The 10,179-nt window shown below is 67.2% G+C and carries 10 protein-coding genes and 1 pseudogene; all 11 read right to left on the reverse strand.

The window, feature by feature from the left end; genetic code table 11:
- A partial coding sequence (locus AC1DYI_RS18430; protein WP_477205584.1) for an IucA/IucC family protein occupies window positions 1–723 on the reverse strand: 723 nt, incomplete at its 3' end.
- Window positions 720–1,382 carry a GNAT family N-acetyltransferase gene (locus AC1DYI_RS18435; RefSeq protein WP_477205585.1) on the reverse strand — a complete coding sequence of 221 codons (663 nt, stop codon included), beginning with the start codon at window positions 1,380–1,382 and terminating at the stop codon, window positions 720–722. The genes AC1DYI_RS18430 and AC1DYI_RS18435, both read right to left, overlap by 4 nt.
- A complete protein-coding gene (locus AC1DYI_RS18440; RefSeq protein ID WP_477205586.1) occupies window positions 1,375–2,577 on the reverse strand; it encodes an MFS transporter in 1,203 nt (400 codons plus the stop codon). Before AC1DYI_RS18440 ends, AC1DYI_RS18435 begins: the two co-directional genes overlap by 8 nt.
- The gene (locus AC1DYI_RS18445) at window positions 2,574–3,917 is read right to left on the reverse strand and encodes a lysine N(6)-hydroxylase/L-ornithine N(5)-oxygenase family protein (RefSeq protein WP_477205587.1); all 1,344 of its coding nucleotides are present in this window, start codon (window positions 3,915–3,917) and stop codon (window positions 2,574–2,576) included. Before AC1DYI_RS18445 ends, AC1DYI_RS18440 begins: the two co-directional genes overlap by 4 nt.
- A gap of 120 nt (window positions 3,918–4,037) precedes the next feature.
- The gene (locus tag AC1DYI_RS18450) at window positions 4,038–5,261 is read right to left on the reverse strand and encodes an MFS transporter (protein ID WP_477205588.1); all 1,224 of its coding nucleotides are present in this window, start codon (window positions 5,259–5,261) and stop codon (window positions 4,038–4,040) included.
- Complete coding sequence (arsN2, locus tag AC1DYI_RS18455) at window positions 5,258–7,210, reverse strand: arsenic resistance N-acetyltransferase ArsN2 (protein WP_477205589.1); 1,953 nt, start codon at window positions 7,208–7,210, stop codon at window positions 5,258–5,260. The genes AC1DYI_RS18450 and arsN2 overlap by 4 nt, the downstream gene beginning before the upstream one ends.
- Window positions 7,201–7,686, reverse strand: a complete 486-nt coding sequence (locus AC1DYI_RS18460) for a MarR family winged helix-turn-helix transcriptional regulator (protein WP_477205590.1) — start codon at window positions 7,684–7,686, stop codon at window positions 7,201–7,203. The genes arsN2 and AC1DYI_RS18460 overlap by 10 nt, the downstream gene beginning before the upstream one ends.
- Window positions 7,687–7,795: 109 nt before the next feature.
- Window positions 7,796–8,467 (reverse strand): aquaporin, encoded by a 672-nt coding sequence (locus AC1DYI_RS18465; protein WP_477205591.1) that lies wholly within the window; start codon window positions 8,465–8,467, stop codon window positions 7,796–7,798.
- A gap of 2 nt (window positions 8,468–8,469) precedes the next feature.
- Window positions 8,470–8,958: an arsenate reductase ArsC gene (locus AC1DYI_RS18470; RefSeq protein ID WP_477205592.1), complete on the reverse strand. Its 489-nt coding sequence runs from the start codon at window positions 8,956–8,958 to the stop codon at window positions 8,470–8,472.
- Between the two features lie 37 nt (window positions 8,959–8,995).
- Window positions 8,996–9,844 carry a sterol desaturase family protein gene (locus AC1DYI_RS18475; protein WP_477205593.1) on the reverse strand — a complete coding sequence of 283 codons (849 nt, stop codon included), beginning with the start codon at window positions 9,842–9,844 and terminating at the stop codon, window positions 8,996–8,998.
- A 49-nt stretch (window positions 9,845–9,893) separates the two neighbouring features.
- Window positions 9,894–10,179 (reverse strand): annotated as a pseudogene (locus tag AC1DYI_RS18480) (ArsI/CadI family heavy metal resistance metalloenzyme); the annotation flags it as partial.

Here is a 10,179-nt window from a genome sequence, read left to right on the forward strand (position 1 = left end):
GTAGTCTTCGGCGTTCAGGCCCATCGCCTGCAGCCTGGCGTGGAACTGCGCCAGCAATTCCGGGCCCAGTTCCTCGGCCAGCAACTGCTCGTGGCTCAGGCCCGAAATTGAATTGAACTCGGCGTGCGTGCGGCGCACAGCCAGCCACACCACGGAGAAGCGCGCCCCGGCCTCGGGCGTGTAGGCCGCGTAGTCTTTCGCGTCGAAGCCGATGCGGCCGTTGTTGGCCACGAAGCCCGGGTGGCCCTCGCTCATCGCCGCCTCCACCGCTTGGAAGTCGGCGTCGACCAGCGCCGCGCTTGACCGCTCACCGTTCGTCAGCTTGTAGGTCGCGCCGTACAGCGTGCTGCTGATCTCTTCGAGGTAGATCGGCAGCAGCTCCGGCTTCAGGCCCAGCGTCTGCTTGAACTCGATGATGAATGCCAGTGCGTCCAGCGGCGCCGCTTGGCCGTCCAGCGTCTTCTCGACTGACATCGGGTCGACTCGCCAGTGCCGCAGGGGCAATTGCTGCGCGTCGAATTCGTAGCTGGCTTGCGCGTCGGGCGACACCAGGCGGTGGCGCTGCCAGCCTTTGCGCGAGGCTGGGCCCAAGGTCTCTGGCACCAGCACCTGCTCGTGCGCAAACTCGGCGATCGCCTTGCGGACGAGGTGGCGGTTGGCTTGCTGCCAAACCTCGGGTGCCAGGTGGGCAGCGGTCGGCGTCGTGTCGGTTGGGCGGGTCATGTCGCAGCATCCTCAGTCAATGGTTGTTCAAGCGGTTGTTCAAGAAGCAGTGAATCGAATCGGGAATCCAGCGCCATCGCGCGCCGGAACTGTTCGCGGGTGCAGCTCGACAGCAGTGCCGTCTTGTGCGGCAAGGTCAACGGGGCATGCACCTCGAAGCCCACTGCGGCGTTCAGCGCATGCACCTTGTGGTTGCGGATGTCGGGCTCCACCACCACCCGCCGGGCGTGTAGGTGCTCGAAGATGAAACACATCAGCGTGCGAAACACGTGGCGGGTGTAGCCAGGGATGGGCCCGGCGTTGGTGTGGGCAGGCCCGACGAAGAAATGCATGCCGACATCGCCCGGCTGCACTTCGAAATGCTCGCCGAGCACATCGTGCGCCGGGTCGTAGCACTCCAGCACGAAGGCGTTGCGGCCCTCGATCTCGCCGACGCTGGCCAACGAGTGGCCAGAGCCGACCAGTTCGGCATACGCCGCCTCGACCTGCGCCACCGTGTGTTGCTGCATGCCCCAGAAGCTGGCGCGCGGCTGCGTGAACCAGTGGTGCAACCAAGGTGCGTCGGCCGCTGGCTGCAGCGCGCGCAGCCGCGTGATCCCGGCACCGCGCGGCCGCCAGCCGTCCGAAGGGATGGTGTAGTAAATTTTCACGTTAGGCATGTTGGGACTGCTGGTCTGGTAACGAAGACGCGGTGCTTTCGGCAGCTTGGCGAGGCGTCAACGCCCACGGGCAAAGCACGGCCGTGACCAACCACCCCAGCGCCGCCACGGCGAAGGTCAGCGGTGCGCCCATCACCTCGACCAACCAGCCGGCCGCCAAGGACGCGAGCAACACGCCCAGGTTCTGGAAGAAGTTCGCCAGCGCGTAGTCGGTGGCATAAGCGTCGGGCGTGCTGAGCTTGAACACGCTCGTCTCCAGCTTCACGATGCCCTGGAACAAGGCCCAGCCGAACAGGCAGCGCCCCAGCGACAGCAGCGGCACCGACGGAGCCGCCTGCAGCAGCAAGCCCGCTGCGCCGAGCAGCAGGTTGGGCAGCAGCGCGTCTAGCGGTTGGCGGCCGTTGCGCCGAGCCCGATGGTTCATGCCCAAACCCAGCAGCGCCATCGCCGCCGGCACCGCATAGGCCAGGCCCGCACCCACCTGGTTTGCCGAGCCGGTCAGGTCTTGCCAATAGCCGCTGAAGAATGGCCCGACGAGGTAGGCGCTGAAGTCGAACACCAACATCAACCCCGCCAGGCGCCAGATGGCCGGACTGGCCTTGCGATGAGGCTGCTGATCCGCATCGTCCACCACTCGAACGGCGCGGCGACTGACCAGCAGCCACGCGCACACCGCCATCTGCAAGAAGTCACCCGCCGCCATGAACACCAGGCAGCCGGTGGTTCCCCAGCTTTGCAGCAAGCCGCCACCGACCGCCGCGCCAGCAATGCCCACCAGGTGGACCACCACTGACAACACACCCACGGTGCCCGCGTGCTGCTCTGTCGATTGCAATCGCAGCAGGTACGGGTACATCAGCAGGTAGCTGCTCTTGCAGACGAACATCGCCATCGACAGCGCCCAGTACTGCCACAGCTGCGTGGCCTGGGTCGACAGCAGGCACAGCACACCGGCGGCGGCCTGCGTCCACACCAGCAGGTGCAGCGTCTCGATGCGACGCGCCACGCGCGCCCACAAAGGGAACGCCACCATCACCGCCAGCGAGATGCAAGCGACGTAGGCACCGGTGTGGAATTCGCTGAGCACGCCGTAGCGCTGCGCAAAGAACTGCGGGTAGAAAGCGATCAGCACCGCATCGCTGAAGCAGGCCAGCGCCGACATCGCGATGACGCTGTTGCGCAAGATCGGCGTCAAACCAGCACCTCGCCGATGGCGGTGGGTTCCTCGCGCACGCGCTGCAGCGGCCCGCCGAGCGGTGGCTCGAAGTGCTGCAAGGCAATACGCTCTTCGACCGGGTAGTGGTCGACGCCGGTCAGCTCCTTCACCAACGCGGCGTTGCGCAGGCAGCTCATCCCCAGGTCCGGGCTCGTCAGGCCCAGCGCATGGAAGCCCGCGTTCTGCACGAACACGTCGCGGCCCGTCACGTCCACACTGTGGTTGGGCGCCTGCTCGTAGCGGCCGTGCTCATCCATTCGCAACCGGCCACGCAGCCCGTCGATGAACGCCGGCACGCGATGCGCGTAGCCGGTGGCGAAGATCAGGCCGTCGGTGCGGTGCAGGTAGTGGCGCTTCAGGTCGGTGTGCTTGAAGCGCAGTTCGTACTCGGCGCTTTCGGGCTCGAACTGGCAGCTCTGCAGCTCGCAACCGGGCAACAGGAACGTGCGCAGGTTCGCCCCTTGCGCCTGCTCCTCCAGCAGGTCATAGATCGCGTTGATCAACTGCGCGTTGATGCCATGCGTGATCGGCCGCTGATCGCGCAACAGGCGTTGCCGTGCGGTGACCGGCAGGCGCTGGAAGTGCCGCGCATAGTCCGGTGAGCTGAGCTCAGTCGTCAGCTTGGCGTACTCCATCGGGAAGAAACGCGGCGAGCGGGTGATCCACTGCAGCGCATAGCCGTGCTGCGGTTGCTCGCGCAGCAGGTCGTGCACGATCTCTGCCCCACTCTGCCCGCTGCCGATCACGGTGATCGAGCGCTTGGCTTGCAGACGGCGCTTGTGCTGCAAATAAGTGCCGCTGTGCACCAGGCTCTGGTGCGGCTCGCAACAGGCCGGAAAGCCCGGCGTCGTGCCGATACCCAGCACCAGCTTGCGGGCACGGTGAGCAAWCACTCCTTCGCGCCCCACCCCACTGACGATGTAGTGGCCGCTGGCCGCGTCGTGCTCGATCTGCCGCACCTCGCTGCCGAAGCGCACCGACTTCAGCTGTGCACAAGCCCACTGGCAGTAGCGGTTGTACTCGCGCCTCGTGAGCGTGTACTGCTCGCGGATGAAGCGCCGGTACAGCCGCCCGTCCTGCTTGCAATGGTTGAGGTAGCTGAAGCGGCTGGTCGGGTCGGCCAGCGTCACCAGGTCGGCGAGAAACGGGTTCTGCAACGTGGCGTCGGGCAGCATCAGGCCCGGGTGCCAGTTGAACTCAGGCTGTCGTTCGAGAAAGAGGCAGCGGTACTGGGCCAGAGGCTCCAGCAGGCAGGCGAGCCCCAGGTTGAAGGGCCCGAGGCCGATGGCAATGACATCGTGGACAGGTTCGGTCTGCATGACGCTCCGGTGAAGGCTGTTTCACCAGAGATGACGAGTCAGCAGCCGATTTGTTCGGCCGATCCGAACATGTCGGCACAGTGCTACTGCGCGTTACCGCCTGCCGCGGTGCGGCGTGGGTCAGCTTTCTGTTTGGGCTTGCCGCGAGGCCGCAGTTGCCGCAACCGCGTGCCGGTGCGGCAGCAGGAACAGCGTGGTCAGCGCTACAACACCCAAGCTGGCCGACAACCACAGCGCATCGGCGCCCCAGCGGTCCAGGCACACGCCGAACAACCACGGCGCCAACGCGTGAGCCACACGCGCCGGTGCCACGAGCAAGCCCTGGCGCCGCCCGTAGCCATGAGCGCCGAACAGTTCCAGCGGCAAGGTGCCCTTGGCAATCGTGAGGATGCCGTTGCCTGCGCCGTGCAGCAGGCCAAACACGGCCGCCGCCGGTGCCCCCACCACGGCCAGCACCAAGACGCCCAGCGGATGCAGCGCCACCGCAAAACGCGCCGACCACACCGGGTGTACACGGCGCAAGAACCCGAACTCCATCAGCCGCGCCGCCACCTGCGCCGGTCCGATCAATGCACCCACCGCCACCGCCGTCGCCAGCGTCGCCCCAGCGGCCTGCAGCAGCCGTGGGAAGTGCGAGGCCATCGCGGTGCTGATGAAACCCGTGGCGGCGAACATCAGCGACAGCAAGACCGCCGTGCGCAGCGTGCCCTGCGAAGCCACCTCGCCATCTTTTGCCGCAGAGATCGGTGCCGGCGCTGGGCTCGGGTCCGCCCGCTCAGCACTCGGCAGCAACGCATTCAACGGCAGCCCCAGCAGCAGTTGCAGTGCCGCCCACGCAAAGCAGGCACCGCGCCAGCCGAACTGCGCTTCCAGCAACGTCGTCAACGGCCAACCTACTGTGCTGGCGAAGCCGGCGATCAAGGTGATTCCAGTGATCAGGTTGCGTGAGTCGCGGCCATGCAACCGGACCAACGTCGCGAACGCAGCCTCGTACAGCCCACTGCCCATGCCGATGCCCAACACCACCCAGGCGGCGAACAGGCCCAACGCGCCGTCGGCCAGCCCGAGTAGGGCGAGGCCCAGCGCGAACACCACGTTGCTGGCCATCAGCACCGGCCGGCCGCCACGCTTGTCGATCGCGCGGCCGGCGTAGGGGCCGATCAACGCGGACACCATCAACGCCGCCGAGAACGCCGCAAACACCGTGGGTGTCGACACGCCGAGGTCACGCGCCATCGGCGCGGCCAGCATCGCCGGCAGGTAGTAGGTCGAGGCCCAGGACAAGGTCTGGGCACTTCCCAACACGGCGACGGTGCTGGCGCGCTGATGCAGGCCGATCCTCATCCGCAACACGCAGCGGTGGTCGTCGCCGCGGCGGCGCTGTTGGCCGCCGGGCCGCAGCATGCCGACTTGGGCGCGGAAGCCTCAGCGAYGATCGCTGCGGGCTGAGGCTTCGCGCCACTGCCGCAAGACGCAGGACCGCAGCCGCCAGCCTTGGCGGGCTGTGCAACGGCAGCCACTGGCTCAGGGTTGGCAGTCGCGCCACAACAGCCACCCTCACTTTGCGCCCTCTCCGGCTCGCCGATCCCGCACACGCCCGTTTCCGGCAGCTCCAGCTCGACCCGGTCGGCGGCCTCGATGTCACCGGCAATCGCTGCCACCACTGAGCGCACCTGCTCGAAACCGGTGGCCATCAAGAAGGTCGGTGCGCGCCCGTAGCTCTTGACGCCGACGGTGTAGAGGCCCGGCTCCGGGTGCGCCAGTTCGTGGTGCCCATGCGGGCGAACGGTGCCACAACTGTGAACGTTAGGGTCGATCAACGGCCCGAGTGCCTCGGTCGACTCGAGCCAAGGGTCGAGCTTGACGCGCAGCTCGCTGGCCAGCGTCAGATCCGGCCGCTGGCCGGTGGCGCAGACGATCTCGTCGATGCCCTCCAGCTGCAGCGGCTGGCCCTTGGCACCCAGGCCGATCACGGTCAGTTGGCCATCGTCGCGGCGCAGCTCGGTGATCCGCAGCCCGGCCACGTACTCCAACCCGCCCGCATCCCGCAGGCGCCGCAGCGAGGCCCCCAGTTGCCCGCGCGCCGGCAGTGCATCCGCCGCGCTGCCGAACACGCGGTTCAGCACCGGCGAGCGCACAGCCCAGGCCAGCTTTGTCGCCGGTGCCTGCTGAGCCAGCTCCGCCAAATACAGCAGCGCATTCGCCGCCGAATGCCCCGCGCCGACCACCAGCGTCTTCTTGCCGGCGTAGCGGCTGCGCTGGGCACCCAGGATGTCCGGGATGCCGTAGGCGATCTGCGCCGCAGCTTCAGCCTCGCCGATCGCCGGCAAGCCGTTGGCGCCCAGTGGGTTGGGCGTGCTCCAGGTACCGGTGCTGTCGATCACCGCCCTCGCCCGCAACTCGAACACCTCGCCGTTGCGCTGGGCGCGGATCACGAACGGTGCCGTCTCGCGCTCGGCACTCTTGACCTTGTCGAAGCCCTCACGGCTCACGCCCAACACACGCGTGTTCAGCTGCAACGCGGCAGCCAACTGCGGCAACTGGGCGAACGGCACCAGCACCTTCTCGACGATTTCGCGTGCCAGCGGCAGGCCATCCGCCCTCGGCGCCTGCCAGCCGGTCGTTGCCAACAGCCGGGCCATGCTGGGGTCGACGTTGTATTGCCAGGGCGAGAACAGCCGCACATGCCCGTAGTCCAGCAGGTTCGCGCCGACCTGCGCCCCGGCCTCCAGCACCACGAACGGCAGGCCGCGCTCGATCAGTTTGGCCGCGGCCGCCAGGCCCACCGGCCCTCCACCCAACACGGCCACCGGCAACTCGGCGTCGAGACCCACCGCTGCGGGCTGCACCAAGGGTAACGCCATGAACGCGGCGCAGGCCGGGCACGCACCTTGGAATTCGGCCGAGGCTTTCAGCGCCGCGGGCGCGTCGTCCATCTTCATGCGTTTGAAGCCGACCTGGGCGAAGTACTCCGGCGCGGTAACTGTCAGCAGGTACAGCGTGCGGATCTGGCGGCGCTGCGCCTCGTGAATCAACCGATCGACCAGCAGCTTGCCGATGCCCAGCTTCTGCAGGCCCGGCAGCACTGCGACCGAGCGCAGCAGTGCGATATCGCCATAGACCTCGGCGCCGGCGCAGCCGATGACCTCGCCGTTCGACAGCGCCAACAGGTAGTTGTTCAAGTGCGCCTGGGCGCCGTCCAGCGGCAGCTTGTTCGCCTCCAGCAGCGCGGCCACCGCCGGCCAGTCGGCCTGGCCACCCTGGCGCAAGCTGATGTTCGTGTTCATCGACATGATCGAGATTCCTTGGCTTCGGCCGGCGGAAGGCAGCAGTTGGCTGCGGTGTCCTCTCGCAGGGCCTTCATCAACAGAAGCAGGGACTGTTCCACGCCAGCGCGCTCGCGCTCGGCCAGGGCCCCCAGCAGTTGGTCGGCATGCTCATCGAGCGTGCGGTTCAATTCGCCAACGGTGCGCTCGCCCTCGGCGGTGAGCGTGACGAGCCAGCTCCTTGCGTCTTGCGGATTCGGCTCCTTGGTGACCAGTCCACGCTCGACCATCGCGTCGACCGCGCGCGACACCCAGCTCTTCTCCAGGCACACCCGCGTGCCGAGTTCCACCAGCGACAACGGCCCCGAGCGGCCCAGCTCGGTGAGCAAGTGGCACTGCGTGTTGGTGGTGCGGCAGCAGTCGGCCACCACGCGCTGGGCGCGCGTGTACAGGCGTGCCACCTCGCGCAACAAACCGCCTGCCGATCCGCCGGAGTTTTTCATTTGGATGTGAATAGCAACTATATGGGCGCATCGTCGGCTCGTCTCATTTGGTTGTCAATAGCACCTATCTGGGCCAAGAAAACGGGGCGGCGCCCCGTGTGGACTGGCTTCAGCCCGTCTGTCTTGCAGCCGCCGCGGGCTCCAGCCACCGGCACACCAGCACCGCCAGCCCCGCACCCGCCAACTCGGCCGCCACGAAGCCCGGCACGCTGCTGGGCGCGATGCCGGCGAAGCTGTCGCTGAACATGCGCCCGAACGCCGCCGCCGGGTTGGCGAACGAGGTCGATGCAGTGAACCAGTAGGCCGCCCCGATGTAGGCCGCCACCATCGGCGCCACGCGGGCCGCCGGTGCGCGCAAGATCACCAACAACAAGCCGAAGGTCGCGACGCCCTCAGCCACCCACTGGCCCGGGCCGCTGCGCAGCTTGGCCGAGAACTGCACGATGCTCATGTCGAACATCGCATGCGCGAGCCAGGCGCCCAGCACCGCACCGGTGAGCTGGGCCACGATGTAGGGCAGCAGCAGCGAGCGCGCCAGCGCGCCACGCCCGGCCATCACCAGCGAGACGGCCGGATTGAAATGCGCCCCGCTGAGCGGCCCGAACACCTCGATCAGCACATACAGGCCACCCACCGTGGCCAGCGTGTTGGCCAGCAGCGCGACCGCCACGTTGCCGCCAGCCAGGCGCTCGGCCATGACGCCTGAGCCGATCACCACCGCCAGCAGCAGTGCCGTGCCCAGCAACTCGGCCAGCAGTTTCTGCCTCGTCGATACCGGCATGCTCAGCTCCGCGCGATGTCGGCCAACGCTTGCTGCAGCTCGGCGTTGCTCATCGTGCCCAGCGGCAGTTGCAACAGCTGCAGCATGCGGTAGCCAATGACCTGGCGCGTCAGCTCGAAGGCACTGGCCTTCTGTGCCTCGGCAGCGTTGGAAGGATCGGGGTAGCCCCAGTGCACCTTCACCGGGCCGCCGGGCCAGTACGGGCAGGTTTCAGCCGCCGCGCTGTCACATACCGTGATGACGACGCGCATCTCGGGTGCACCTTCGCCAACGAACTCGTCCCACGACTTGCTGCGGTAGCCGCTCGTGTCGACGCCAGCATTGGCCAGCGCCTCGATCGCGAACGGGTTGATGCGGCCGCTAGGCGTGCTGCCGGCGCTGTAGGCCCGCACGTCTTTGCCGAGCTTGGCGGCCCAGTGGTTCAACATGCCCTCGGACAGCACGCTACGCGCCGAGTTGTGGGTGCAAAGAATCAGGACGTTGGTGGTCATGGTCGAACGAAAACAATGAGGGAAAGATGAGCGGGAGTCAGACGCGGCAGCACGGCGGCATGAAAACGGCCAGCAACTGCTTCATGTACGAGCCGGTGGCTGGGTAGCCACTGCTGCTGCCAAACAAGCCGATTCGAGCCGGCCGCGCAGCACCGCGCGGGTGGCGAAAGGTGCCGAAGACGTGGTCCCACAGCACCAGCGCGCTGCCGAAGTTCGAGTTCGCCTCGGACGGCCGGGCCGAGTGATGCCAGCGGTGCAGCTCGTTGGTGCTGAACAGGTGGTTCAACCAACCGCTGCGCAGGTCGACGTTGACGTGCTGCAGCATCAACACCGGCTGCGTCAGCGCAGTGGCGCCCAGCAGCACGTCGGCCGGCGCGCCCAGCAGCCACAAGGGCAGCAGGCTCACCAGCGTGTTCAGCGCGTGGTTCAGCGGATGAAAGCGGAAGTTGTTGAGCCAGTACAGGCGCTCACTGCCATGGTGAAGCGCGTGCAACTGCCACAGGCCACCCAGCGTGTGGTGCGCGCGGTGCGACCAGTACTTGCTGAATTCGATCCAGAGCAGCACCGTCAGCAATTGCGCCCCAAACGGCGCGCCAGCAAGAAACCAGTCCGGCAGATCGGGCCGGCCCACGCCCCACCAGAGCGTGATGGCCAATACCGGCATCGCGGCCTTCAGCAGCGGGTCCACCAGACCGATCAAGATCGTGGCACTGGTGGCGTCGGTGGCCACGTCGTTCCGAGGTAGCGACCACTGCGGGTCAAAGGGGGCGAGCCGCTCCAGGACCGCACCAGTGATCAACGTGAGCACACTGCTCGCCAGCACCACGGCCTCCAGCGGCCAGCCCCAAGCCCGAGCGATGCCGAAGGCCGCGAGACTGCCACCCACGGCAAGCGCGTACAAATGCCGTGTCAAGAACCCAAGCATGGCCAACGACTCAGCAGCAGGACGAAGCCGGCTTCACGGCGATGCCGATGGGCTTGCCGCGCGGTGCCGGCGTAGCGCAGCAGGCGCTGGCGTCAGCCGCCGCGGGAGCCTTCTCACTGAACACGGGGATGTTGTCGAGCGTGTGAAAGTGCTCCCACGCAATGCCTTGCGGGTCGGTCATCCAGTGCTTGTCGCTGCGGGCATAGCAGCAGGTGGTTTCGCCCACGTCTTGCAGCGTCAGGTCGGCGGCTTCGGCCTGGGCCTTCAGTGCGGCCAGCTCTTCGGCAGTGTCGGTC

Source organism: Ideonella sp. P3_A4 (assembly GCF_056403075.1).

Coding starts and splice junctions, on each gene's coding strand:
- AC1DYI_RS18435 (WP_477205585.1), bottom strand. CDS start 1,382: ATGCCTAACGTGAAAATTTACTACACCATCCCTTCGGACGGCTGGCGG.
- AC1DYI_RS18450 (WP_477205588.1), bottom strand. CDS start 5,261: ATGAGGATCGGCCTGCATCAGCGCGCCAGCACCGTCGCCGTGTTGGGA.
- AC1DYI_RS18460 (WP_477205590.1), bottom strand. CDS start 7,686: ATGAAAAACTCCGGCGGATCGGCAGGCGGTTTGTTGCGCGAGGTGGCA.
- AC1DYI_RS18465 (WP_477205591.1), bottom strand. CDS start 8,467: ATGCCGGTATCGACGAGGCAGAAACTGCTGGCCGAGTTGCTGGGCACG.
- AC1DYI_RS18470 (WP_477205592.1), bottom strand. CDS start 8,958: ATGACCACCAACGTCCTGATTCTTTGCACCCACAACTCGGCGCGTAGC.